The organism is Micromonospora fulviviridis (genome assembly GCF_014648395.1).
GTDB classification, from domain to species: domain Bacteria; phylum Actinomycetota; class Actinomycetes; order Mycobacteriales; family Micromonosporaceae; genus Micromonospora; species Micromonospora fulviviridis.
Genome location: NZ_BMRA01000018.1, coordinates 37,598 through 62,534, shown reverse-complemented (window position 1 = coordinate 62,534; position 24,937 = coordinate 37,598). Strand labels below are relative to the sequence as shown.

The following is a 24,937-nucleotide window of genomic DNA, read 5'->3' as shown; positions in this document are numbered from 1 at the left end:
CGGGTCACCCTGGGAGCACGGTGACTAAACTGCCGCCGAGCGACCTTTAAAAGTCTTCACATGCTTAGGAGTGCCGTGACACGTCTCTTCACGTCCGAATCGGTCACGGAAGGCCACCCGGACAAGATCGCCGACCAGATCAGTGACGGCATTCTCGACGCACTGCTCTCCAAGGACCCGCACAGCCGCGTCGCGGTCGAGACGCTGATCACCACCGGCCAGGTGCACGTCGCCGGCGAGGTGACCACGAAGGCGTACGCCGACATCCCGACCATCGTGCGGGACACCATCCTGTCGATCGGCTACGACTCGTCGAAGAAGGGCTTCGACGGCGCCTCCTGCGGCGTGAGCGTCTCCATCGGCGCCCAGTCGCCGGACATCGCGCAGGGCGTGGACAACGCGTTCGAGCTGCGTACCGGCTCGTCGGAGAGCGCGCTGGACGCGCAGGGCGCCGGCGACCAGGGCATGATGTTCGGCTTCGCCTGCTCCGAGACGCCCGAGCTGATGCCGCTGCCCATCGCGCTCGCCCACCGGCTGGCCCGCCGGCTCGCCCAGGTGCGCAAGGACGGCACGATCCCCTACCTGCGGCCCGACGGCAAGACCCAGGTGACCATCGAGTACGACGGGCTGCGCCCGGTCCGGCTCGACACCGTCGTGGTCTCCAGCCAGCACGCGGCCGACATCTCGCTCGAGTCGCTGCTCACCCCGGACGTCCGCGATCACGTCATCACCCCCGAGCTGGAGGGCCTCGGCCTGGACACCGAGGGCTACCGGCTGCTGGTCAACCCGACCGGGCGCTTCGAGATCGGCGGGCCCATGGGCGACGCCGGCCTCACCGGCCGGAAGATCATCGTCGACACCTACGGCGGCTACGCCCGGCACGGTGGCGGCGCGTTCTCCGGCAAGGATCCGTCCAAGGTGGACCGCTCGGCCGCGTACGCCATGCGCTGGGTGGCCAAGAACGTGGTCGCCGCCGGCCTGGCCGAGCGCTGCGAGGCGCAGGTCGCGTACGCGATCGGCAAGGCCCACCCGGTGAGCCTCTTCATCGAGACCTTCGGCACCGAGACCGTGCCGGTCGCCTCGATCGAGAAGGCCGTGGCCGAGGTCTTCGACCTGCGCCCGGCCGCGATCATCCGGGACCTCAACCTGCTCCGCCCGATCTACCAGCAGACCGCCGCCTACGGCCACTTCGGCCGGGAGCTGCCGGACCTGACCTGGGAGAGCACCGACCGGGCCGCCGACCTCAAGTCGGCCGCGGGAGCCTGACCGGCACCAGGCGCGGCGACCGGCGACCCGCCGAGGGGTCGCCGGTCGCTCGCGTCTGCGTGGATGTGCCGCTGCCGCACCTCGACCGCCCCTTCGACTACCTCGTTCCGGACACCCTGGACGCCGACGCCCGGCCCGGGGTGCGGGTGAAGGTCCGCTTCGCCGGGCAGCTCGTCGACGGCTGGCTGCTGGAGCGCGTGGCGGAGTCCGCGCATCCCCGGTTGGCGTACCTGGAGAAGGTGGTCTCCCCGGTGCCGGTGCTGGCGCCGGAGGTGGCCGAGCTGGCCCGCGCGGTCGCCGACCGCTACGCCGGCAGCCTCGCCGACGTGCTCCGGCTCGCCGTCCCGCCCCGGCACGCCCGGGTCGAGAAGGACGTCACCGCGACCGCCCTCGCCGGCGCCGACGCCACCCCGCCGACCCCCGCCGACCCCGCCACCGTGCCGGCCGCCGGCACCGATCGCGCCACTCCGGCGTCCGCCGGCGCCGGCGATCCGGCCACTCCGGCGGCCGCCGATGCCGCCGGCCCTGCCGATCCCGCCACCCGGGCGCACGTCGACGACGCCACCCCGGCGACCGGCTCCGTGGACACCGGCCCGGGCGCTGCCGACCCCGTCGACCCGCGCGGGTGGCGGGACTACCCGGCCGGGCCGGCGTTCCTGCGTGCCCTCACCGCCGGGCGGGCGCCCCGGGCCGTCTGGTCCGCGCTGCCCGGCGAGGACTGGGCCGACCGGTACGCCGACGCCGTGGCCGCGACCGTGGCCGGCGGCCGGGGCGCCGTGGTCGTGGTGGCCGACGCCCGGGACCTGGACCGGCTGGACGCCGCCCTGACCGCCGTCCTCGGGCCCGGCCGGCACGCCTGCCTCTCCGCGGCCGCCGGACCGGCCCGCCGCTACCGCGCCTTCCTCGCCGCCCGCCGCGGCGACGTGCCCGTGGTGATCGGCACCCGGGCGGCAATGTTCGCCCCGGTCGAGCGGCTCGGTCTGGTCGCCGTCTGGGACGACGGCGACGACCTGCACGCCGAGCCCCGCGCGCCCTACCCGCACGCCCGGGACGTGCTGCTCACCCGGGCCCAGCTCGCCGGGGTCGCCGCCCTGGTGGGCGGGTACGCCCGCACCGCCGAGGCTCAGCTGCTGGTGGAGACCGGCTGGGCTCGAGAGGTGGTCGCCGACCGGGCGACCGTACGGGCCCGGATGCCGGCGATCGTGCCCACCGGGGACGACCCGCACCTGGCCCGGGACCCCGGTGCCGCCTCCGCCCGGCTGCCCAGCCTGGCCTGGACCACCGCCCGGGACGCGCTCCGCGCCGACCTGCCGGTGCTGGTGCAGGTGCCCCGCCGCGGCTACCTGCCCTCGGTGGCCTGCGCCGACTGCCGCACCCCGGCCCGCTGCCCGCACTGCGCCGGCCCGTTGGGCCTGCCGTCGGCCGAGGGGACGCCGGCCTGCCGCTGGTGCGGCCGGGTCGCCGCCGCGTACGCCTGCCCGGAGTGCGGCGGGCGGCGGCTGCGCGCCTCGGTCACCGGGGCCCGGCGGACGGCCGAGGAGCTGGGCCGGGCCTTCCCGGGGGTGCCGGTGCGCACCTCGGGGCGGGAGGAGGTGCTCGCGACGGTGCCGGCCGGCGCCGGCCTGGTGATCGCCACCCCCGGCGCGGAACCGGTCGCCGAGGGCGGTTACGGGGCGGTGCTGCTGCTCGACTCGTGGGCGCTGCTCACCCGGGCCGACCTGCGGGCCGGGGAGGAGGCGCTGCGCCGCTGGCTGGCCGCCGCCGCGCTGGCCCGCCCCGGGCCGGCCGGCGGCCGGGTGGTGGTGGTCGCCGACGGCGCCCTCGTGCCGGTGCAGGCGCTGCTGCGCTGGGACTCCGCCTGGTTCGCCACCCGGGAGTTGGCCGAGCGCCGCGAGCTGGGCTTCCCGCCGGCGGTGCGGATGGCCAGCGTCACCGGCGTGGCCGACGCGGTGGCGGACCTGCTGGCCGGCGCCCGGCTGCCCGACGGCGCCGAGGTGCTCGGCCCGGTGCCGGCCGACGAGGGACGGGAACGGATGCTCGTCCGGGTGCCCCGGGCCCGGGCCGCCGCTCTGGCCGGGGCGCTGCACGCGGCGGCCGGGCAGCGCAGCGCCCGCAAGGCGGCCGACCCGGTCCGGCTCCAGATCGACCCGCTCAGCCTGTTCTGAGCCCGGCGGCCACCCGTGACGTGGCGCACCCGGGCCGTCGCGTACGGTCGTGACCTGGGGTTTGTCGGACACCTCGTCCGGCAAATGGGTGGAAGACGCGTGATAGCATCGCCCGTCATGCCCAGGCGCACGACGGCTCCCGGGCGCGGCGCGGTGAAGCGGGAGTGCGTCGAGCCGACGCGGATTCGATGATGTCAATCAGCCGGTGATCAGGGGTGGACCAGTCGTGACCGTTCGTCAGTCGATCGTCTTCAACGGTGACCTCGGCAGCGGCAAGAGCACCGTTTCCGTCGAGATCGCCAAGCGGCTGGGGCTGCGCCGGGTCAGCGTCGGCGACCTCTACCGCCAGATGGCCCAGGAGCGGCAGATGACCGCCCTCCAGCTCAACCTGCACGCCGAGCTGGACCAGGCCGTCGACGGCTACGTCGACCAGCTCCAGCGGGACATCGCCGCCTCCGGCGAGAGCCTGGTGATGGACTCCCGGCTGGCCTGGCACTTCTTCACCGACGCGCTCAAGGTGCACATGATCACCGAGCCGACCGAGGCGGCCCGCCGGGTGCTGGCCCGCCCGTCCGGCCCGGCCGAGAGCTACACCTCGCTGGAGGAGGCGAAGGCCAAGCTCCGCGAGCGCAGCGAGAGCGAGCGCGGCCGGTTCATCGTGCGCTACGGCGTCGACAAGGCCCGGCTGCGCAACTACGACCTGGTCTGCGACACCACCCGGGCCACCCCGGAGCAGGTGATCCAGCACGTCGTCGACGTCTACGAGGGCCGGCTCGGCGCGGAGGTGCTGCGCGACGGCCAGCCGCTGCTGCTGCTCGACCCGGCCCGGGTCTACCCGACCGAGGACATCACCGCCCTGCGCGGCCTCTGGGACTCGGAGTTCGTCGGTGAGGTGGCCGGGTCCGGCGACGAGGCCCTGGAGCCGCTGACCATCGGCTACACCGGCGAGTACTTCTTCGTGGTCGACGGCCACCGCCGGCTCAGCGCCGCCCTGCAGAGCGGCTTCCCGCTGGTCCCCGCGCGGCTGGTCGCCGAGGTGGACGAGCCGGTGGTCGGCGGGATGAGCGCCGTCGACTTCTTCGCCGCCCAGGTCCGGCCCGGCCTGATCCACGACTGGGAGGCCGCGCACGGCCTCCAGTTGCCGCTGCCCGAGCACGCCCTGCTCGGCGGGGGCGCGGTGCTGGCGGGGGAGCCGGGCGCCGGCGCCTGAGGCGTACCGCCCGGGTGGCGGGGGATCGCCGGATCGGGCCGGCGGGAGCATGATGGAGGCTTCCGACGCCCGGGGAGGCCGACCGTGGACCCTGCCGACGCCCTCGCCCTGCTGCTGTCCCCCGAGGGGCGGGTGAATCCCTACCCGACCTACGAGCGGCTGCGCGGCCACGGCCCGGTGGTCCAGGCCGGGCCGGCGTTCCATCTGGTCACCGGCTACGCGGAGGCCGACGCGATCCTGCGCGACGCCCGGTTCGGCGTGATGGACGACGACCTGCGCGACCAGTTCCTCCCCGGCTGGCGGGAGAGCCCCGCCGTCGCCTCGATCTCCCGCTCGATGCTGCGCACCAACCCGCCCGACCACAGCCGGATGCGCCGGCTGGCGGCCGGCGCCTTCACCCCGCGCCGGATCGCCGCCATGCGGGACGTGGTCGAGGCGCAGGCCGACGAGCTGGTGGACGGGATGGTGGCCCGGGCCGCGTCGGGTGAGCCGGTCGACTTCATGGCCGAGTTCGCGTACCCCCTGCCGGTGGCGGTGATCTGCGCGCTGCTCGGCGTGCCGGCGGCGGACCGGCCGCTGTTCCGGCGCTGGGCCACCGATCTCACCGGGGTGCTGGAGCCGGAGATCAGCCCGGACGAGCTGGCCCTCGCCGACCGGGGCGCCACCGAGCTGCGGGACTACTTCACCGACCTCGTCGCGGCCCGCCGGCGCGCCCCGGCCGACGACCTGACCACCGCGCTGGTGCAGGCGCACGACGGCGACGGCGACCGGCTCTCCGGCGACGAGCTGCTGTCGAACCTGGTCGTCCTGCTGGTGGCCGGTTTCGAGACCACCACCAACCTGCTCGGCAACGGCCTGGTGGTGCTGCTCGACCACCCGGCCGCGGCGGCGACCCTGCGCGAGCGCCCCGAGTTCGCCCCCGGCTACGTCGAGGAGCTGCTGCGCTACGACTCGCCGGTGCAGCTCACCTCGCGGACGAGCACCGCGCCGACCCGCTACGGCGGGGTGGACCTGCCCGCCGGGAGCTGGCTCATCCTGCTGCTCGGCGCGGCCAACCGGGACCCCGGCCGCTACCCGGAGCCGGCCCGGTTCGACCCGTGGCGCCCCGCGGTGCACCCGCTCTCCTTCGGCGCCGGCCCGCACTACTGCCTGGGCGCCGGCCTGGCCCGGCTGGAGGCGCAGGTGGCGTTCCCGCTGCTGCTGCGCCGGCTGCCCGGCCTCACCCTGGCCGGGCCGGGCGAGCGGCGGGTCCGGCTGACCCTGCGCGGCTACGCCACCCTGCCGGTCACCGTCGGTGACGAAGCGTCCCCGGTCACCGATCGCGGTACGCCGGCCGGGGCGACCGGACCGACTCCGTAGACTGGTACGGCACCACTCGTCCCAGACAAGGAGCCACTCCGCGTGACCGTTCAGCCCATCCGTCTGTTCGGCGATCCGGTGCTGCGCACGCCGGCCGACCCGGTCGTCGACTTCGACGCCGAGCTGCGCAAGCTCATCGCCGACCTGACCGACACGATGCGCGAGCAGAACGGCGCCGGCCTGGCCGCGCCGCAGCTCGGGGTGGGCCTGCGGGTGTTCACCTTCGACGTGGACGACGTCCTCGGTCACCTGGTGAATCCGGTGCTGGAGTTCCCCGACGAGGAGGAGCAGGACGGCCCGGAGGGCTGCCTGTCCATCCCGGGGCTCTACTTCGACACCAAGCGCCGGCAGAACGTCATCGCCAAGGGCTTCAACGGCTACGGCGACCCGCTGCAGATCGTCGGCACCGGCCTGATGGCCCGCTGCGTGCAGCACGAGACCGACCACCTCGACGGGGTGCTCTTCGTCGACCGGCTCGACCCGGCCGGCCGCAAGGAGGCCATGAAGGCGATCCGCCAGGCCGAGTGGTACGACGAGGCCGCCCCGCCGACCGTCAAGCTCAGCCCGCACGCCGCGGGCAACCCGTTCGGCCTGGGGCGGTGACCCGGATGCGCCTGGTCTTCGCCGGCACGCCGGCCGTCGCCGTTCCCGCGCTGGACGCCGTCGCCGCCTCCGGCCACGAGCTGCTCGCCGTTGTCACCCGCCCCGACGCGCCCGCCGGCCGGGGCCGGGGCCTGGTCCGCTCCCCGGTCGGCGCCTGGGCCGACGCGCACGGCGTCGAGGTGCTCACCCCGGCGCGACCGCGCGAGCCCGAGTTCCTCGACCGGCTCCGCGAGCTGGCCCCGGACTGCGTGCCGGTGGTCGCCTACGGCGCGCTGGTGCCGCCGGCGGCGCTGGAGATCCCCCGGCTCGGCTGGATCAACCTGCACTTCTCGCTGCTGCCCGCCTGGCGCGGCGCGGCGCCCGTGCAGCACGCCGTGCTGCACGGCGACGAGCTGACCGGGGCCAGCGTCTTCCAGCTGGAGGAGGGGCTGGACACCGGCCCGGTCTACGGCACGGTCACCGACGAGGTCCGGCCCGCCGACACCTCCGGCGACCTGCTGGAGCGGCTCGCCCACTCCGGCGCCGGGCTGCTCGTGGCCGTGCTCGACGCGCTGGAGGCCGGCACCGCCCGGGCCGAGCCGCAGCCGGCCGACGGGGTCTCCCTCGCGCCGAAGCTCACCGTCGAGGACGCCCGGGTCCGCTGGGCCGACCCGGCCTTCGCGGTGGACCGCCGGATCCGCGCCTGCACACCGGCCCCCGGCCCGTGGACCACCTTCCGCGGCGACCGGGTCAAGCTCGGCCCGGTCACGCCGGTGGCCAACGGCCCGGAGCTGAAGCCCGGCGAGCTGCTGGTGGAGAAGGCCCGGGTGCTGGCCGGCACGGGCACCGTCCCGGTGCAGCTCGGCGAGGTGCGCGCGGCCGGCAAGAAGGCCATGTCGGCGGGCGACTGGGCGCGCGGCGCCCGCGTCGCCGCCGGCGAGGTGCTCGCGTGACCGGGCCGTCCGAGCCCCGGGGCGAGCGTTCCTCCGACGACGGTCCGCGCGGCGGCCGGTCCGGCGACGCCGGGCGGTTCTTCGGCGGCGAACGGTCCCGCGACGGTGGCCGGCCGGAGCGCGGTGAGCGTCCCGGGCGCCGGGGCGACGGGCCGCCGCGCGAGGGGCGTTTCGGCGCCGACCGGCGCGGCGGGGTCCGGCGTCCGGCCCGTCCGGCCGTGGACCTGCCCCGGCACGTCGCGTACCAGGCGATCGCGGCGGTGCACCGGGACGACGCGTACGCCAACCTGGTGCTGCCCGCGATGCTGCGCGACGAGGGGCTGACCGGCCGGGACGCCGCCTTCGCGACCGAGCTGACCTACGGCACGCTGCGCCACACCGGCACCCTGGACGCGATCATCACCGACGCGGCCGGCCGGGACGTGGAGCGGATCGACCCGCCGGTGCGGGACGCGCTGCGGCTCGGGACCTACCAGCTCCTGCACACCCGGGTGCCCGCGCACGCGGCCGTGTCGTCCACCGTGGACCTGGTCCGCACGGTCGGTCCCGGGGCCACCGGCTTCGCCAACGCGGTGCTCCGCGAGGTGGCCGGCCGGGACACCGACGGCTGGGTGGCGAAGCTCGCCCCGTCCGAGGAGACCGACCCGATCGGCCGCCTCGCGCTGGCGTACAGCCATCCGCAGTGGATCGTCCGGGCCTTCGCCGAGGCGCTCGGCGGCGACCTGCGCGAGACCGCCCGCCTGCTCATCGAGGACAACGAGCGCCCGCCGGTGCACCTGTGCGCCCGGCCCGGCCTGGCCGACCCGGTGGCGCTGGCCGACGAGGTCGGCGGGGCGCCCGGCGCCTTCTCGCCGTACGCGGTCTACCTCTCCGGCGGCGCCCCGGGTGAGCTGGCGGCGGTGGCCGACGGGCGTGCGCACGTCCAGGACGAGGGCTCCCAGCTGGTGGCGAACGCCCTCGCGGTGGCGCCGCTGGACGGGCCGGACGGCCGCTGGCTCGACCTGTGCGCCGGCCCCGGCGGCAAGGCCGGCCTGCTCGGCGCCCTGGCCGCGGAGCGCGGCGCCCGGCTCACCGCGGTCGAGGTCGCCGAGCACCGGGCCCGGCTGGTCGCCCAGGCCACGCGGGGCCTGCCGGTCACCGTGGTACACACCGACGGGCGCACGGTCGGGGCCGATCCGAAGCTGCCGGAGGGGCACTTCGACCGGGTGCTGGTCGACGCCCCGTGCACCGGGCTCGGCTCGCTGCGCCGCCGGCCGGAGTCCCGCTGGCGCCGGCAGCCGTCGGACCTGCCGCCGCTGACCCGGTTGCAGCGCGAGCTGCTCACCGCCGCGCTGCGGGCGGTACGGCCGGGCGGCCTGGTCGCGTACGTGACCTGCTCGCCGCACACGGTGGAGACGCACGTGACGGTGACCGAGGCGTCCCGCCGGTGCGGCTTCCCGGTCGACTTCGTCGACGCCCGTCCGCTGCTGCCCGCCGGCATGCCCGGCCTGGGGGACGGCCCGACCGTGCAGCTGTGGCCGCAGCGGCACGGCACCGACGCGATGTTCCTGGCTGTGCTGCGCCGGGGCTGAGCGCGGACCCGATTGACGGGTCCGGATGGTTGGGGTATGCCTGCACCACCCGGCCCGGCGCGCGCTCGCGTGCCGGGCGGGTGGGAGGGGCGCATGGATGCCGAGGATCCGCCGTCAGGCCGGCCGTGGGCCGGGTTCGGCCGTGAGCTGCGCGTGTGGCGCCGGCGGGCCGGGCTGACCCAGGGGCAGCTCGGCCTGCGCGTCGGCTACCACTACAGCGTGATCAGCAAGCTGGAGAGCGGCCTGCGGGAGCCCCCGATGGGGTTGCCGGCCCGGCTCGACACGCTGCTCGGCTCGGGCGGCGCGCTGACCGCGCTGGCCGAGCCGGGCGACGTGCGCCGGCCGGCCGGCGGGCCGTCCGACCCGACGCTGTTCCCGGTGCTGCCGGCCGTGGAGGGCATCGAGACGCTGGCCGCGCCCGGGGTGCCGGTCTGGCCGACCCGGCTGCCGTACGCGGGATTCGCCTGCCCGCAGCACGGTGCCGCCGGGTGCCCGGTGGCCGGGCCGCACGACGTGCTGCCGGCGCTCGCCCGGCTGGTCCACGGCGGTCCGGCGGCACTGCCGGACCGGCCCGTGCCGGACCTCGTGCACGGCCTCACCGCGCTGCTGCCCGGCTACACCCGGGCGGCTGTCGAGCAGGTCTCCACCGAGGTGGTCACCTCGATCGAGCGGATTCTGCACCTGCTGGTGGCCTGGGCGGAGAAGGTCGACCGGGTCGGCCGCTCGCCGCTGCCGCTGCTCCGCCTCGCCGCCCAGTACGCCCAGCTCGCCGCCCGGCTGCGCATGCAGCGGGGGCAGAGCGTGGTGGGGATGGCCTGGGTGGCGCACGGGCTGCGGTGGGCCGGGGCGGGCGACGACGCGGTGGCGCGGGCGACCCTGTTCAGCGACTTCTGCACGCTGACCCGGCTGGACCGGGATCCGGCCTCGTCGCTGGCGTACGCGCGGGCGCTCGGCGCGGTCGACCGGCAGCGCGGCTGGATGTCCACCCTCTCGCACCTCTACCAGGCTCGGGCGCACGGCCTGGGCGGGGACGCCGCCGAGTGCCGCCGCCAGGTGTTGCTGGCCCGCCGGTGGCTGGACCGGCTGGACGACCGGGACGCGGCGGAGGCGCCCTGGCTCACCGGGGACGCCGGGGTGGTGCGCGCGGAGTCCTCGATCGGCGGGGCGCTGCGCGACCTCGCCGCGCACACCGGGGACCGGGCCGAGGCCCGCCGTGCCGTGCACGCGACCGCCCGCTCGCTGGCCCACCTGCCGGCCCGGATGCGTCCCTCGTACCTGCTGCTCACGGTGCGCCTGGCGGACGCGCACGCCTGCGCTGGCGAACCCGACGCGGCCGTCGCGGTGCTCGCCCCGGTCGCCGAGGAGGCGGCCGGGACCGGCCGCGCCACCATCCGACACGAGCTGCGCGGCCTGCGGGCTCGCCTGGCGCACGGCTGGTCGGATCTGCCCGAGGTACGGGAGCTGACCGAGCGGCTGCGCGTCGCGGGGGAGTGAACCGCCCGGCGGATGTGCCGGAATGTGACAGGCGTCCACGACCCCACTCCGCGCACCATGTGACACTCCCGTTGACTCTTACATCGATACATGTAACTGTTCCGATCACTGGTCCGCGGGGCTCCCACCGGAGTCCACGGGTCGCGCCACCCCGCCATTACGTCCCGCCGACCCCCACGAGGAGTCTCCATGAGACGCAGAACGCCGACCGCGGGCCTCGCGCTCGCCCTCTTCGCCGCCGTGACGGCGACCCTCACCACCACGGCCGCCTCCGCCGCCCCCGCGCCGGTGAGCGCCGCCCCCGCGCTCGCCGCCGCCGCGCCGGACATCTCGGTGACGAACGTCCAGGCCCACCTCACCCAGCTCAACACCATCGCCAGCAACAACGGCGGCACCCGGCGGGCCGGCTCGGCCGGCTACACCGCCTCGGTCAGCTACGTGAAGGCCAAGCTCCAGGCCGCCGGCTACACGGTCACCGAGCAGTACTGTTCCGCCTGCACCTACCCGTCGAACAACCTGATCGCCGAGTGGCCGCAGGGCCCGGCCGACCAGGTGGTCATGTTCGGCGCGCACCTGGACAGCGTCTCCGCCGGCCCGGGCATCAACGACAACGGCTCCGGCTCGGCCACCCTGCTGGAGAACGCGCTGGTCCTCGCCCAGCAGAACCCGAGCATGACCAAGCGGGTCCGGTTCGCCTGGTGGACCGACGAGGAGCAGGGCCTCAACGGCTCGGAGTTCTACGTCAACCAGCTCAGCGCCACCCAGCGCGGCTACATCAAGGGCTACTACAACTTCGACATGGTCGGCTCGACCAACGGCGGCTACTTCATCAACCGGCTCACCTCCACCACGGCGGCTCCGCTGAAGGCGTACTGGGACTCGCTCAATCTTCAGCCGGAGGAGAACGTCGAGGGCCAGGGTCGCTCCGACGACTACTCCTTCCAGCAGGCCGGCATCCCCACCTCCGGCTACGCGGCGGGCGCCAGCGCCCGCAAGACCACCGCCCAGGCCGCCAAGTGGGGCGGCACGGCGAACTCCGCGTACGACTCCTGCTACCACCGCTCCTGCGACACCACCGCCAACGTCAGCGCCACGGTCCTCAACCGCAGCGCCGACGGTGTCGCGTACGCGATCTGGCAGCTCGCGGTCGGCGGCGGCACCCCGACCAACGACTTCTCCGTCGCGGTGAGCCCGACCTCCGGCAGCGTCGCCCGGGGCGGCTCCACCACCGCCACCGTCAGCACCGCCACCACGAGCGGCAGCGCCCAGACCGTGAACCTGTCGGCCACCGGCGCCCCGAGCGGGGTGACCGTGAGCTTCAGCCCGTCCTCGGTCACCTCGGGCGGCTCGGCCACCATGACGGTCAGCGCCTCCGCGACGGCCACCACCGGCACCTTCACCATCACGGTCACCGGCACCGGCTCGGTCACCCGCAGCGCCGGCTACACCATCACGGTCACCGGCACCGGCGGCTGCACCGGCGGCCAGCTCATCGGCAACAGCAGCTTCGAGTCGGGCAGCGCGCCGTGGACGGCGTCGTCGGGTGTCATCACGAACTCGTCGAGCCAGGCGGCGCGGACGGGTTCGTACAAGGCGTGGCTGGACGGGTACGGCAGCAGCCACACGGACACGTTGTCGCAGTCGGTGAGCGTCCCGGCCGGGTGTTCGAGCTACACGCTGTCGTTCTGGCTGCACATCGACACGGCCGAGACGACGACGGGTACGGCGTACGACAAGCTGACCGTGCAGGTCGGCACGACCACGCTGGCGACGTACTCGAACCTGAACGCGGCCAGTGGTTACGTGCAGCGCAGTTTCAACCTGGCGGCGTACGCCGGGCAGACGGTGACGTTGAAGTGGACCGGGGTGGAGGACGCCTCGCTCCAGACCAGTTTCGTCATCGACGACGTCACACTCCAGGTCGGCTGAGCGACCCGGGCGGGGTGGGCTCGCGGGCCCACCCCGTTCCGCTCAGGTGACCGGCAGGGCCTTGCTGCCGCCGCCCTTGACCGAGCGGGTCAGCGTCCGGTCCGAGACCCAGAGGAAGCACTGCACGCCGCGGTCGCCGTCCTGCCACTCCTCCTCGAAGGGGTGGTAGATGATCGTGCCGGCCCGGTAGACCATGTCGCTGTTGTTCGGCACCTTCACGTACTTCGCGATCAGCCCGCGGCAGCCCTTGTGCGCCCGCAGCGAGGTGCGCTGGAACTCGGCGTAGCTGATGTCCGGGAACTGGTAGACCCCGACGAACTCGGCGTGGTGCTTGGCGGTGCAGGCGACGGGCTGCATCTCCTCCACGTCGTCCTTCTTGAGCTTCGGGTTGAAACAGCCCAGCGCCAGCGGCGAACCGGCCTTCAGGGCGTTGCGCAGGCTGCCGCTGCGCGCGGTGACGCTGCCGTCGTCCAGGCCGGCCACCTCGGAGACGTCGCAGCGGAACCAGCGGGCCCCGCCGGTCCAGGCCAGGGCCGACGGGAAGACCACCGACAGCCGCAGCCGCCCCGAGTGCCAGTCGGCGCCGACCGCCTTGTTGACCTGCTTGGCGCACTCGGCGTGCGCGGTCCGGGTGCCGGCCGAGCCGGCCCGCGGGGGAGCGCCGCGTTCCGCGTCCGGGCCGGTCAGCGTGCCCACGTGCAGCGTCTCGGCGCGGTGGGTGGTCGCGCAGTCGACCGGGTTGTAGCCGCTGAGGTAGCCGACGTCCTGGATGGTGCGGTGGCAGGCGCCGGACTCGGGCACGAAGGCCGCCGGGGCGCCGAATGCGGGCCAGTCGTCGGCCAGGTCCCGGTCGACCCCGGCCGGCGCGCCGCAGCCGCCCAGTGCCAACGCCGCCGTCACGCCCACGGCGACCGCCGCCCACCATCGCCGCATCGCGACCGACCTCCCCGTCGTCCGTGGTCGGGCCACCGGCGTAAAGCGCCGGGTACGCCTCGGCGGTGCAGCATACGGCACCGGGGCTCAGATGACGGGTAGTCCCTCGGGGCCGGCCCCGCGCATCGACCGGGTCAGCTTGCGGTCGTCGCTCCACAGGAAACAGCGCACCCCCCGGTCGCCCTCCTCCCACTCGCGCTGCGACGGCGGGTAGAAGATCGAACCGGCCCGGTACGGCAGGTCGGCGTTGTTCGGCACGGCGGCGAAGGCGGCGATCAGCGCCATGCAGCGGCGGTGCACCTCCGCCGCCGCCCGGGTGAAGTCCGGCCAGCTCCGGTCCCGCTCCTCGTAGACGCCGACGAACTCGGCGCGGTGCGGCTCGGTGCAGAGCACCGGGGCCATGTAGTTCAGGTTCTCGCCGATCAGCTTCGGGTCGAAGCAGCGGTGCACCAGCGGATTGTCGCCCACCATGGCGCCGCGCAGGCTGCCCAGCCGGTTGACCGGCCGGGTGTTGTCGATGCTGTCGGTCTCGGCCAGGTCGCAGCGGAACCAGCGGGCCCCGGCCACCCAGGCGGTCACCGGGGGCAGCGCGATGTTGAGGGTGAGCCGGGCGGAGTGCCAGTCCCCGCCGATGACCTCGCGGGCCCGCTGGTCACATTCGGCGCGGGCGGAGCGCAGCGCGGGCGACCCCGACTCCGGCCGGGCGCCCTGCGCCGTCGGCCCGGTGAAGGTGCCGACGTGCACCGCCTCGGCCAGATGGCTGCCCGCGCAGTCCACCGTCTCGTAGGTGGCGGCCTGCACCACCGCGGTGAGCCGGGGCAGGCAGGCGTCCGTGGCGGGGACGAACAGGTGCGGCGCCGGCAGCGCGGCCCAGTCGTCGGTGAGGTCCCCGTCGGGCCGGTGCGGCGGGACGCAGCCGGCCAGGACCACCGTCGCCGTGCCGGTCAGCGCCAGCGTCAGGAGCCACCGTCGCATCGTCCGCCCTTCCCGGGAGATGACAGCCGGTCGTCACGGCCCGTGCGGCGTTCCCCGCGACCGGGCGAGCAGCATACGTGACCGTCCCTGTAGGAGTTTCGCCCTGTTTCGATCGATCGGCCAGTCACGGATGGCTTTTCGTGTCGATTCTGCGCGCCGGACGGGCCGGTTCTGCACCGGGGGTCACGGCCGGGTCACAGCGGGTTCCCGGCGGTGCCGCGCTGCGGGCGGTGGGTGACCGCGTTCGTACACTGGCCCCGTGACCGTACCGCCGCTGATCGTCGCGCCCAGCATCCTGGCCGCCGACTTCGCCCGCCTCGCCGACGAGGTCCGCGCCGTCGAGCACGCCGCCGACTGGTTGCACGTGGACGTCATGGACAACCACTTCGTGCCCAACCTGACCATCGGGCTGCCGGTGGTGCAGAGCCTGCGCGCGGCGACCGAGCTTCCCTTCGACGTGCACCTCATGATCGAGGACCCGCGCCGCTGGGCGCCCGGGTACGCCGACGCCGGCGCGTACAACGTCACGTTCCACGCCGAGGCGTGCGACGACCCGGTGGCGCTGGCCAAGGACCTGCGCTCGGCCGGGGCGAAGGCCGGGCTGGCGATCGACCGGGACACCCCGATCGAGCCGTACCTGGACCTGCTGCCGAGCTTCGACACGCTGCTGATCATGACGATCAAGGCCGGCTTCGGCGGCCAGCGGTTCATCCCCCAGATGCTGGACAAGGTGCGCGCCGCCCGGCGGCACGTCGCGAGCGGCCACCTGGAGCTGCGCATCGAGGTGGACGGCGGGATCGCCGCGGACACCATCGAACAGGCCGCCGCGGCCGGCGCCGACGCCTTCGTCGCCGGCACCGCGGTCTACGGCGCCGACGACCCGGCCGAGGCGGTCCGCCGGCTGCGCGGCCTGGCGGAACGCGCGACGACCGGGGCCTGACGTGGACCCGGCCGGCGACCGACCCGACGTCATCCTGGTCGTCGACGACGACGAGGACATCGCCCGCTTCGTCGAGTTCAACCTCCGGCTGCACGGCTTCGAGGTGCTGCACGCCGGCGACGGCCAGGAGGCCCTGGAGGTCATCGAGCGGCACCGGCCGGACCTGGCCGTGGTCGACCTGATGATGCCGCGGATCGACGGCCTGGAGCTGACCCGCCGGCTGCGCGCCGACCCGATGACCTCGGCCCTGCCCGTGATCATGCTGACCGCCAAGGGGATGACCTCCGACAAGGTCAACGGCCTCAGCGCCGGTGCCGACGACTACCTGGTCAAGCCCTTCGACACCGCCGAACTGGTCGCCCGGGTCAGCTCCACGCTGCGCCGTAACAAGGAGTTCCGGGAGGTCTCCCCGCTGACCGGGCTGCCCGGCAACAGCCGGATCCGGCGGGAGATCAGCGACCGGGTGCGCAGCGGCGTGGACTACGCCGTCGGCTACATCGACATCGACCGGTTCAAGAGCGTCAACGACCGGTACGGCTTCGTCCGCGGCGACGAGTTCATCTCCGCGCTGGCCCGCAGCCTGCACCGGGCGGTGGTCTCGATCGGGCTGCCACCGGCCTTCCTCGGCCACGTCGGCGGCGACGACTTCGTCATCGTCTGCACCCCGTCCCAGGTCCGGCCGCTCACCAGCCGGGCCGTGGTCGACTTCGAGACGGCCGCCGACGCCCTCTACGACCCGACCGACCGGGAGCGCGGCTTCGTCGAGCTGAAGGACCGGCGGGGCAACATCCGCCGGGCCGCCCTCGTCACCCTCTCCATCGGCGTCTCCCTCTCCGACCCCGGCAAGCGCTTCACCGACCCGCTGGAGGCGATCGCCGTCGCCTCGGAGATGAAGACGGTCGCCAAGAGCCAACCGGGGTCATACGTCGCGGTCGACCGGCGCCGGGGCGTGACGTGACGAACCGGTCCCCGCTGTGAGGTAGCTCGCCTCTGTGGCGCGACCGGCCGCCCAGCGTGTAAGACTTCCCGTGTACCCACCACGCGCTGGCGGGGCTCGGTGAAATTCCGAACCGGCGGTGATCCACGGTCCGACCGTGGTAAGCCCGCGACCCGGACGGCTTCGGCCGGACGGTGGACCTGGTGAGAATCCGGGGCCGACGGTTGGGGTGCGGCTCGTCCGCCCCCAGACAGTCCGGATGGGAGACAGCGCGCGGGACGGGGAGGGCCCTGCCGGGCGCTGAGCACCCTCAGCCGCCGCGTGGGCTCCCCGGGGTCGGCTCCGCCGTCCCCGGATCTCCGCCGCCGCGTGTCCGCGGCACCCGTGCCGCCTTCTCCCTGAACCGCCCGCGCGCGACCGGCGAGCGAGAGGACAGGGCTGGCGATGGCGAGCGTCTCCGTGGACGAGGCGATGCGTCGCGCGATCGCGCTGGCCGCCCGCGGCCTCGGCGCCACCAGCCCCAACCCCGTGGTCGGCTGCGTCCTGCTGGACGCCGACGGCGAGGTCGTCGGCGAGGGCTTCCACGCGTACGCGGGCGGTCCGCACGCCGAGATCGTCGCGCTGGCCCAGGCCGGCAGGCGGGCCCGCGGCGGCACCGCCGTGGTCACCCTGGAACCCTGCGACCACACCGGCCGCACCGGCCCCTGCAGCCACGCGCTCATCGCGGCCGGCGTCGCCCGCGTCGTCGTCGCCGTCCCGGACCCCAACCCGGTCGCCTCCGGCGGCGCGGCCACCCTGCGGGCCGCTGGCATCCAGGTCGAGGTCGGGGTACGCGCCGAGGAGGCCGAGGCCGGCAACATCGCCTGGCTCACCTCGATGCGCCGCGGCTGGCCGTACCTGATCTGGAAGTACGCGGCCACCCTCGACGGGCGCTCGGCCGCGGCCGACGGCACCAGCATGTGGATCACCTCCGAGGCGGCCCGGATCGACGTGCACGCCCTGCGCGGCACCGTCGACGCGGTGATCGCCGGGGTGGGCACCGTGCTCGCCGACGACCCCCGGCTCACCGCCCGCAACCTGCGCGACGGCACCCTCGCCATCCGGCAGCCGCTGCGCGTGGTGGTGGACAGCTCGGGGCGTACCCCGGCCGAGGCCCGGGTCCGCGACGGCGCCGCCCGGACCTGGGTGGCCACCGCCGCGGAGGTCGGGGCCGGCCCGGACGGCCGGGTCGACCTCGCGGCGCTCCTCGCCGAGCTGCACCACCGCGGCGTGCGGGCCGCGCTGCTGGAGGGCGGCCCCACCCTGGCCGGCGCGTTCCTCGCCGCCGGCCTGGTCGACAAGATCGTCGGGTACGTCGCGCCGAAGCTGCTCGGCGCCGGCCCGACCGCGCTGCTCGACGCCGGCGTGACCACCATCGCCGACGCCATCGACCTGGAGCTCACCGACGTTACGCAGGTCGGCCCCGACCTGCGGATCACCGCGCTGCCCCGGAAGAGGGAGGCCTGACATGTTCACCGGCATCGTCGAGGAACTGGGCGAGATCGTCCGGACCACCGACACCGGGGGTGACTCGGCGCTGGTCGCGGTCCGCGGCCCGCTGGTCACCTCGGACGCCCGGCACGGCGACTCCATCGCGGTCAACGGGGTCTGTCTCACCGTGGTCGACGTCGACGGCGGGGTCTTCACCGCCGACGTGATGGGGGAGACGCTGCGCCGCACCGCGCTCGGCGCGCTTCGTCCCGGCGACCCGGTCAATCTGGAGCGGGCCGCCGCCCTGAACAGCCGCCTCGGCGGCCATCTGGTGCAGGGACACGTCGACGGGGTCGGCGAGCTGCTGAGCCGGGAGCCGGCCGCGCAGTGGGAGACGGTCCGGTTCCGGCTGCCCGCCGGCCTGTCCCGCTACGTGGTGGAAAAGGGCTCGATCACCGTCGACGGCATCTCGCTGACCGTCGCCGGGGTCGGCGACGACTGGTTCTCGGTCGGGCTGATCCCCACCACCCTCAAGCTCACCACCCTCGGCGCCAAGGGCGTCGGGGACCCGGTCAACCTCGAGGTGGACGTGCTGGCCAAGTACGTCGAGCGGCTTCTCGGCGACCGCGCGGCGGGGGGTGACCGGTGATGGGCCCGCTCGGCTGGCTGCTCGACGCCCAGGTGCACGTGGCCGGCTCGCCGGTGCTGGTCCGGGAGATCGTCGGCAACGTCTTCGGCCTCGCCTCGGCGCTGCTCGGGCTGCGCCGGGTCGTCTGGGCCTGGCCGGTCGGCATGATCGGCAACGCGCTGCTGTTCACCGTCTTCCTCGGCGGGGTGTTCGCCACCCCGCAGGCGCACGACCTCTACGGCCAGGCCGGCCGGCAGGTCTTCTTCTTCGCGGTCAGCGTCTACGGCTGGTGGCGCTGGTCGCGCAACCGCCGCGCGGGCGGCGGGGAGCAGCCGGCGGTCACCCCGCGCTGGGCGACCTGGCCGGAGCGGCTGGGCCTGATCGCCGCCGCGGCGGTCGGCACCGCCGCCGCGTACCCGGTGCTGGCCGCGCTGGGCTCCTGGGGGCCGCTGCCGGACGCCTGGATCCTGGTCGGCAGCCTGCTGGCCACCTACGGCATGGCCCGCGGCTGGGTGGAGTTCTGGCTGATCTGGATCGCCGTCGACGCGGTCGGCGTGCCGCTGCTGCTCCAGGGCGGCTTCTACCCGTCGGCCGCCATGTACCTGGTCTACGGCGGGTTCTGCGCCGCCGGCATGTACGCCTGGTGGCGCACCTCCCGGGCCACCCCACCCGCCCGCACCCCGATCCCGCCGACCTATTCGGAGGCTGTGGCATGAGCAGCTTTGGCAGCATCGAGCAGGCGGTGGCGGACATCGCCGCCGGCCGGCCCGTCGTCGTGGTCGACGACGAGGACCGGGAGAACGAGGGCGACCTGATCTTCGCGGCCGAGCTGGCCACCCCGGAGCTGGTCGCGTTCATGGTCCGCCACACCTCCGGCTACATCTGCGTGCCGCTCACCGAGAGCGAGTGCGACCGGCTGGACCTGCCGCCCATGCACCACACCAACCAGGACCGGCGGGGCACCGCGTACACGGTGACCGTGGACGCCCGGGAGGGGGTCAGCACCGGCATCTCCGCCGCCGACCGGTCGCACACCATCCGGCTGCTCGCCGCCGCGTCGACCGACCCGACCGACCTGGCCCGCCCCGGGCACGTGGTGCCGCTGCGCGCCCGCCAGGGCGGGGTGCTGCGCCGCCCCGGGCACACCGAGGCGGCCGTGGACCTGACCCGGCTGGCCGGGCTGCGCCCGGCCGGGGTGCTCTGCGAGCTGGTCAACGACGACGGCACCATGATGCGCCTGCCCGACCTGGAGAAGTTCTGCGCCGAGCACGGGCTGACCCTGGTCACCATCGCCGACCTGATCGCCTACCGGCGGCGTACCGAGAAGCAGGTCGAGCAGGTCGCCGAGGCGCGGATGCCCACCCCGTACGGGGTGTTCCGGGCGCTCGGCTACCGCGCCGAGCACGACACCGCCGAGCACGTGGCGCTGGTCATGGGCGACCTCGGCGACGGGAAGGACGTGCTGGTCCGGGTGCACTCCGAGTGCCTCACCGGGGACGTCTTCGGCTCGCTGCGCTGCGATTGCGGCCCGCAGTTGCAGGCCGCGCTGGCCCGGGTGGCCCAGGAGGGTCGGGGCGTGGTGCTCTACGTGCGCGGGCACGAGGGGCGCGGCATCGGCCTGCTGCACAAGCTCCAGGCGTACCAGCTCCAGGACCAGGGCCGGGACACCGTGGACGCGAACCTCGACCTGGGTCTGCCGGCCGACGCGCGGGACTACGGCACCGGCGCGCAGATCCTCTACGACCTCGGCGTCCGCTCGATGCGGCTGCTGACCAACAACCCGGCCAAGCGGGCCGGGCTGGAGGGGTACGGCCTCACGGTGAGCGGCCGGGAGGGCCTGCCCGTGCGGTCCAACCCGGAGAACGTGCGCTACCTGCGCACCAAGCGGGACCGGATGGGCCACCTCCTGGAGGGGCTGGACGAGGTGACCGAGGCGCCGATGGGCCGCCCGGTCGCCGGCGACGAGATCGGAGCGTAGACATGGCGGGTTTCGGCGAACCGGGCGTGACCGTGGTGGACGCCGCGGGGCTGACCGTCGGCATCGTGGCCGCGCGCTGGCACGGCGACCTCACCGACCACATGGTCGACCGGGCGGTGGCCGCGGCCGAGGCGTGCGGCGCGCAGTCCATGGTGGCCCGGGTGGCCGGCTCGGTCGAGCTGCCCGTGGTGGCCCAGGCGATGGCCCGCCGGTACGACGTGGTGGTGGCCCTCGGCGTGGTGGTGCGGGGCGCGACCGCGCACTTCGACTACGTCTGCCAGTCGGTCACCGAGGGGCTGACCCGGGTGGCGCTGGACGAGGGCAAGCCGGTGGCCCACGGGGTGCTCACCGTGGAGACCATCGAGCAGGCCCGGGACCGGGCGGGGCTGCCCGGCTCGGCGGAGGACAAGGGCTGGGCGGCCACCGTGGCGGCGCTGGACGCGGCGCTGGCCGTCCGCGGCCTGGACGCCACCAACGGCAAGCGGGTCGGTTTCGGCGTCTGAGCCCCACCGGGCGCGACCTCCGTCCGCGCGCACGGCTGACGGGCCGCCACTCGGCGGCCCGTCAGCGTTGCCGCGAGGCCGTGTCGCCGGGGCGTCAGCGCCTCACCGGCGGCGGAGCCGCACCGCGAACGTGATCGACGCGAGCAGCGGCCACAGCACCCAGCCGTAGAGCCCGACCAGCCAGGTGGTCTGAAAGACCGGCGACGGCACAACCACCCCGGCCACGCTGCTGAGACCGGCGACGGCGAGGACGGTGCCGAGCCAGCACAGCCAGCGGGCCACGATCCGACCGCGCAGGGCGGCCAGCGAGAACGCCCCCATCAGCAGCGACTGGGCCACCACGGCGATCTCGCCCAGCATCTGGCCGACGTGTGCGGTGGCGTACCAGGTCTGCACCGTGGCGTCGTCGAGCGCCGCCAGGTCGGGCAGCACCCAGAGCAGGGTGAAGCCGGTGACGAGCGTGTTGATCGCGGCCAGCAGACCGCCGCCCAGCAGCGTGATCCCGCCGAGCACCGAGTTCGGCGCGGCCTGCCGGACCAGGTTCGCGAGCGCTGCGGTGAGCACCAGCAACGCGACCACGGAGAGGACCCCGGCGAACGCGTTGAGCTGCAGGGTGGATGCGGCGTCGGCGGCCCAGGCCCGGATGCCGGCGGCGTCCGTCCGGCCCACCTCCGGCGACTCCGGGGTCCAGGTGCCGAACATCAACGCGAACAGGGCCAGGGAGGCGCCGGCCGCGACGCCCAGTCCGGCTCGCGCCGGGGCCTGCGGCGTGACCGGTTCGACGTCGGCTCCGGTAGTGATCGTGGACATGCGGTCTCCAAGGTGGTGAGAGGGTTCTGCCTGCCCCTCGACTCTTCGCCGACCCGCGCCCCGGGGGCGATGGACGCCCGTCCCCGCCGTGCCCACCGACCGCCCGGACGGAACGGGACGAACGTCCCGCGACAGTGGGACGCCGGCGACGTTAGGGTCGTCCGCACCGTCGGAGGCGAGGAGGGTCCCGTGGCAGGTCGCGGCACCGCCCGTGCCGTCGCGGTCGGCAGCCTCGGCCTGTCGATCGCCTGCTACGGCCTGACCGTGGTGGGGGCCGGTTTCGTCTCCGGCGTCACCCCGCCGACCGCCGCGGATCTCGTCTGGTTCACCGGGTTCCTGGCCTTCCCGCTGGTGGGCGCGGTGATCGCGGTGCACCGGCCGGCCAACGGCGTCGGCTGGCTCTTCCTCGCCGTCGGTGTGCTCCAGTTCGGTGCCGCGATCCTCGACGGCCTCGCCCAGCACACCCTGGCGACCTGTCCGGGCTGCCCGACGGGCCCGATGCTGGTCCTGGCGCAGAACGCGTTGTTCGCGGTCGCGTGGGTCTGCGCCACCACCTATCCGCTGCTGCTGTTCCCGGACGGCCGTCCGCCGTCGCCGCGCTGGGGCTGGATCCGCACCGCCACGACCATCGCGCTGGTGGTCCTCGTCGTCTCGGTCGTGGTCACCCCCGGCCGGGTGATCGAGGACGACGCGGCGGCCAACCCGTTCGGCGTGCCGTCACTGGCGGGCCTCGCCCCGCTGATCACGAACGTCACCCTGTTCGCCCTGCTCGCCCTGACCCTGGCCGCGATGGCGTCGTTCATCGTCCGGTGGCGCCGGGCCGGCGGCGTGGACCGGCGACGGCTGGCCTGGCTGGCGCTGGCCGCCCTGATCTTCATCGGCACGACGCTGACCGGCCTGCTTGTCGACCGGTGGACCGCGCCGTGGGTGGGCGCCCTGCTGGAGAGCGTCGGCATCGCCGCCCTGCCGGTGGCGACCGGGATGGCCGTCCTCCGCGCCAACCTGTTCGACATCGCCGCCATGCTCGACCGCACGCTCACCTACACCGCCCTGTCCGCGATCGTGGTCGTCACCTACCTCGGCTGCCTCGCGGTGACCTCCGCTCTGCTCGACCCGGCGGGAAGCCGGGGTTCCTCGCTGGTGGGGACCGCCGTGGTCGCGGTCTCCCTCAATCCGGTGAAGGACCGCCTGATGAGCGGGATCGACCGGCTGCTCTTCGGCGACCGGGACCGCCCGTACGAGGTGGTGACCCGGCTGGCCGAGCGGCTGTCCCGCACCGAGGCGCTGGAGGAGCTGCTGCAGACCGTCACGGAGACCCTCACCACCATGCTGCGCGTGCCGTACGCCCGGGTCGTGCCCGGTGACCTGGTCGACCCCCCGGCCGACGCGCACCCGTTCCCGCTGGTCAGCAGCGGCCGGCAGGAGGGCATCCTGCTGGTCGGGCGGCGCAGTGGCGGCACCCCGTTCGAGGCGCGGGAGCTGGACCTGCTGGCCGACCTCGCCGGGCAGATCGCGGTCGCCGTGCGGGCGGCCCGGCTGGAGGAGGACCTGCGCGAGTCGCGGGAGCGCATCGTCCGGGCCCGGGAGGAGGAGCGGCGCCGGCTGCGGCGGGACCTGCACGACGGGCTGGGGCCGCTGCTCGCGGCGGCCAGTCTCCAGGTCGACGTGCTCGCCGAGCAGGTCGCCGCGGACCCCGCCGCCCATCCACTGGCCACGAAGATCAAGTCCGTGATCGGCCAGTCCGTCTCGGACGTGCGGGAGATCGTGCACGGGCTGCGCCCGCCGTCCCTGGACGATCTCGGCCTGCCGGGTGTCGTCCGCGAGCACGCCGCCGCGTTGCGGGCCACGGGGCTGGACGTCGAGGTGGACTGCGACCACGACCTGCGGGTCACCAGCGCCGCCGTCGAGGTCGCCGCCTACCGCATCGTCACCGAGGCGATGACGAACGTGGCCCGCCACGCCCGCGCCACCACCTGCCGGGTCCGGATGAGCCTCCGGGACGGCCGGCTGCGGCTGGAGATCGCCGACGACGGGTGCGGGCTGGCCGTCCCGCACCGGGACGGCGTCGGCCTGGCGTCGATGCGGGAGCGGGCCGACGAGCTGGGCGGCACGTTCGTCGTCGAGCCGCGAAGCGGCGGCGGCACGAGCGTCCGGGCGGAACTGCCGGTGCCCGTCGTGGCCGGGAGGAGTTGAGATGCCGGACCCGGTACGGGTGCTCCTGGTGGACGACCACCCGATCTTCCTGGACGGGCTGTTGACGGCGCTGGGCGGGCTGCCCGGGATCGACGTCGTCGGCACCGCGGCCGACGGCGAGGCGGCCCTGCGCGCGGTCGGGGAGTTGCGCCCCGACGTCGTGCTGATGGATCTCGCCATGCCGGGCATCGGCGGCGTCGAGGCCACCCGGCGGATCACCGCCCGGGGCGACGCCGCGGTGCTCGTGCTGACCATGCACGCCGACGACGAGTCGGTGTATGCCGCCATCCGCGCCGGCGCCGCCGGCTATCTGCTCAAGGGCGCCGCCCGGGACGACGTGACGCGGGCGGTGGCCGCCGTGGCGGCCGGCGAGGCGGTCTTCGGCACCGAGATCGCCCAGCGGGTGCTGCGCTTCTTCGCCGAGGGCCCCCGGTCGCCGTCGACCCGGCCGTTCCCGGAACTCACGCCGCGGGAGATGGAGATCCTCGACCTGGTGGCGCACGGGCTCGGCAACCAGGCGATCGCCCGCCGGCTCTCCGTCGCCCCGAAGACCGTCCGCAACACCGTGTCGACCATCCTCGGCAAGCTGCACGCGGCCGACCGGGGCGAGGCCGTGGCCCGCGCCCGGGCCGCCGGCCTGGGACAACTGCCGGGCCGGCCGGCGACCGCGACCTGACCGCCATCCGGAACCGGCCGGACCCGGCGCGCATGGTCACCCGGGGCGGCTGGAAGAATCGCCTTCCGTGAAGACGTTCGAGGAGTTGTTCGCCGAGCTGCAGGCCAAGGCCGCCGCCGGCACCCCGGGCTCGGGCACGGTCGCCGCTCTGGAGAAGGGCGTGCACTTCATCGGCAAGAAGGTCGTCGAGGAGGCGGCCGAGTCGTGGATGGCCGCCGAGCACGAGGGCCCGGAGCGGGCCGCGGAGGAGATCTCCCAGCTGCTCTACCAGGCCCAGGTGCTGATGCTGGCCACCGGTCTCGACCTGAAGGACGTCTACCGACATCTCTGAGTGCCCCGTCCGCTGATCAGTTGATCGATCGAAG

At 74.8% G+C, this 24,937-nt stretch carries 22 protein-coding genes and 1 riboswitch; of the genes, 19 read left to right on the top strand and 3 right to left on the bottom strand.

Annotated features, from left to right (window positions below; translation table 11 throughout):
* Positions 1-75: 75 nt before the first annotated feature.
* The 9 genes from metK to IEY96_RS31000 all read left to right on the top strand — a co-directional run bounded on the left by metK (position 76) and on the right by IEY96_RS31000 (position 12,529).
* The gene (gene metK, locus IEY96_RS31040; RefSeq protein WP_229791991.1) at positions 76-1,266 is read left to right on the top strand and encodes a methionine adenosyltransferase; all 1,191 of its coding nucleotides are present in this window, start codon (positions 76-78) and stop codon (positions 1,264-1,266) included.
* A gap of 59 nt (positions 1,267-1,325) precedes the next feature.
* Positions 1,326-3,431: a primosomal protein N' gene (locus tag IEY96_RS31035; RefSeq protein WP_189198357.1), complete on the top strand. Its 2,106-nt coding sequence runs from the start codon at positions 1,326-1,328 to the stop codon at positions 3,429-3,431.
* Positions 3,432-3,657: 226 nt separating this feature from the next.
* The gene (locus IEY96_RS31030; protein ID WP_189198356.1) at positions 3,658-4,641 is read left to right on the top strand and encodes an AAA family ATPase; all 984 of its coding nucleotides are present in this window, start codon (positions 3,658-3,660) and stop codon (positions 4,639-4,641) included.
* 84 nt (positions 4,642-4,725) lie between these two features.
* Positions 4,726-6,000, top strand: a complete 1,275-nt coding sequence (locus tag IEY96_RS31025; protein ID WP_189198355.1) for a cytochrome P450 — start codon at positions 4,726-4,728, stop codon at positions 5,998-6,000.
* A gap of 42 nt (positions 6,001-6,042) precedes the next feature.
* Positions 6,043-6,603: a peptide deformylase gene (gene def, locus IEY96_RS31020; protein ID WP_189198354.1), complete on the top strand. Its 561-nt coding sequence runs from the start codon at positions 6,043-6,045 to the stop codon at positions 6,601-6,603.
* Between the two features lie 5 nt (positions 6,604-6,608).
* A complete protein-coding gene (gene fmt, locus IEY96_RS31015; protein ID WP_189198382.1) occupies positions 6,609-7,535 on the top strand; it encodes a methionyl-tRNA formyltransferase in 927 nt (308 codons plus the stop codon).
* The gene (locus IEY96_RS31010; RefSeq protein ID WP_189198353.1) at positions 7,532-9,106 is read left to right on the top strand and encodes an RsmB/NOP family class I SAM-dependent RNA methyltransferase; all 1,575 of its coding nucleotides are present in this window, start codon (positions 7,532-7,534) and stop codon (positions 9,104-9,106) included. The genes fmt and IEY96_RS31010 overlap by 4 nt, the downstream gene beginning before the upstream one ends.
* A gap of 93 nt (positions 9,107-9,199) precedes the next feature.
* Positions 9,200-10,600, top strand: a complete 1,401-nt coding sequence (locus tag IEY96_RS31005) for a helix-turn-helix domain-containing protein (RefSeq protein ID WP_189198352.1) — start codon at positions 9,200-9,202, stop codon at positions 10,598-10,600.
* A gap of 189 nt (positions 10,601-10,789) precedes the next feature.
* Positions 10,790-12,529: a M28 family peptidase gene (locus IEY96_RS31000; RefSeq protein WP_189198351.1), complete on the top strand. Its 1,740-nt coding sequence runs from the start codon at positions 10,790-10,792 to the stop codon at positions 12,527-12,529.
* A 42-nt stretch (positions 12,530-12,571) separates the two neighbouring features.
* Here IEY96_RS31000 and IEY96_RS30995 read toward each other — a convergent pair whose 3' ends face one another.
* The gene (locus IEY96_RS30995; protein WP_189198350.1) at positions 12,572-13,462 is read right to left on the bottom strand and encodes a septum formation family protein; all 891 of its coding nucleotides are present in this window, start codon (positions 13,460-13,462) and stop codon (positions 12,572-12,574) included.
* 87 nt (positions 13,463-13,549) lie between these two features.
* Positions 13,550-14,437, bottom strand: a complete 888-nt coding sequence (locus IEY96_RS30990; protein ID WP_189198349.1) for a septum formation family protein — start codon at positions 14,435-14,437, stop codon at positions 13,550-13,552.
* Positions 14,438-14,696: 259 nt separating this feature from the next.
* Here IEY96_RS30990 and rpe point away from each other — a divergent pair, with 259 nt between their 5' ends.
* From rpe to ribH, 7 genes are all read left to right on the top strand, one after another.
* A complete protein-coding gene (gene rpe / locus IEY96_RS30985; RefSeq protein ID WP_189198348.1) occupies positions 14,697-15,377 on the top strand; it encodes a ribulose-phosphate 3-epimerase in 681 nt (226 codons plus the stop codon).
* A 1-nt stretch (position 15,378) separates the two neighbouring features.
* A complete protein-coding gene (locus IEY96_RS30980) occupies positions 15,379-16,335 on the top strand; it encodes a response regulator (protein ID WP_189198347.1) in 957 nt (318 codons plus the stop codon).
* An 81-nt stretch (positions 16,336-16,416) separates the two neighbouring features.
* A riboswitch (FMN riboswitch) is annotated at positions 16,417-16,589 on the top strand.
* 169 nt (positions 16,590-16,758) lie between these two features.
* Positions 16,759-17,820: a bifunctional diaminohydroxyphosphoribosylaminopyrimidine deaminase/5-amino-6-(5-phosphoribosylamino)uracil reductase RibD gene (gene ribD, locus IEY96_RS30975; protein ID WP_189198346.1), complete on the top strand. Its 1,062-nt coding sequence runs from the start codon at positions 16,759-16,761 to the stop codon at positions 17,818-17,820.
* 1 nt (position 17,821) lies between these two features.
* Positions 17,822-18,433 carry a riboflavin synthase gene (locus IEY96_RS30970; RefSeq protein ID WP_189198345.1) on the top strand — a complete coding sequence of 204 codons (612 nt, stop codon included), beginning with the start codon at positions 17,822-17,824 and terminating at the stop codon, positions 18,431-18,433.
* Positions 18,433-19,128, top strand: a complete 696-nt coding sequence (pnuC, locus tag IEY96_RS30965; protein ID WP_189198381.1) for a nicotinamide riboside transporter PnuC — start codon at positions 18,433-18,435, stop codon at positions 19,126-19,128. The genes IEY96_RS30970 and pnuC overlap by 1 nt, the downstream gene beginning before the upstream one ends.
* The gene (locus tag IEY96_RS30960) at positions 19,125-20,390 is read left to right on the top strand and encodes a bifunctional 3,4-dihydroxy-2-butanone-4-phosphate synthase/GTP cyclohydrolase II (RefSeq protein WP_189198344.1); all 1,266 of its coding nucleotides are present in this window, start codon (positions 19,125-19,127) and stop codon (positions 20,388-20,390) included. Before pnuC ends, IEY96_RS30960 begins: the two co-directional genes overlap by 4 nt.
* A gap of 2 nt (positions 20,391-20,392) precedes the next feature.
* Positions 20,393-20,893 carry a 6,7-dimethyl-8-ribityllumazine synthase gene (gene ribH, locus IEY96_RS30955; RefSeq protein WP_189198343.1) on the top strand — a complete coding sequence of 167 codons (501 nt, stop codon included), beginning with the start codon at positions 20,393-20,395 and terminating at the stop codon, positions 20,891-20,893.
* 102 nt (positions 20,894-20,995) lie between these two features.
* On the opposite strand, the gene IEY96_RS30950 is transcribed toward ribH, so the two are convergent.
* Positions 20,996-21,703 carry a hypothetical protein gene (locus IEY96_RS30950; protein ID WP_189198342.1) on the bottom strand — a complete coding sequence of 236 codons (708 nt, stop codon included), beginning with the start codon at positions 21,701-21,703 and terminating at the stop codon, positions 20,996-20,998.
* Between the two features lie 189 nt (positions 21,704-21,892).
* On the opposite strand from IEY96_RS30950, the gene IEY96_RS30945 reads away from it, so the two are divergent.
* The 3 genes from IEY96_RS30945 to IEY96_RS30935 all read left to right on the top strand — a co-directional run bounded on the left by IEY96_RS30945 (position 21,893) and on the right by IEY96_RS30935 (position 24,903).
* The gene (locus IEY96_RS30945; protein WP_189198341.1) at positions 21,893-23,896 is read left to right on the top strand and encodes a sensor histidine kinase; all 2,004 of its coding nucleotides are present in this window, start codon (positions 21,893-21,895) and stop codon (positions 23,894-23,896) included.
* A 1-nt stretch (position 23,897) separates the two neighbouring features.
* Positions 23,898-24,572, top strand: coding sequence for a response regulator (locus IEY96_RS30940; protein WP_189198340.1), 675 nt, complete (start codon positions 23,898-23,900; stop codon positions 24,570-24,572).
* Positions 24,573-24,639: 67 nt separating this feature from the next.
* On the top strand, positions 24,640-24,903 hold the full coding sequence (locus IEY96_RS30935; RefSeq protein WP_189198339.1) for a phosphoribosyl-ATP diphosphatase: 264 nt from the start codon (positions 24,640-24,642) through the stop codon (positions 24,901-24,903).
* Positions 24,904-24,937: the final 34 nt, after the last annotated feature.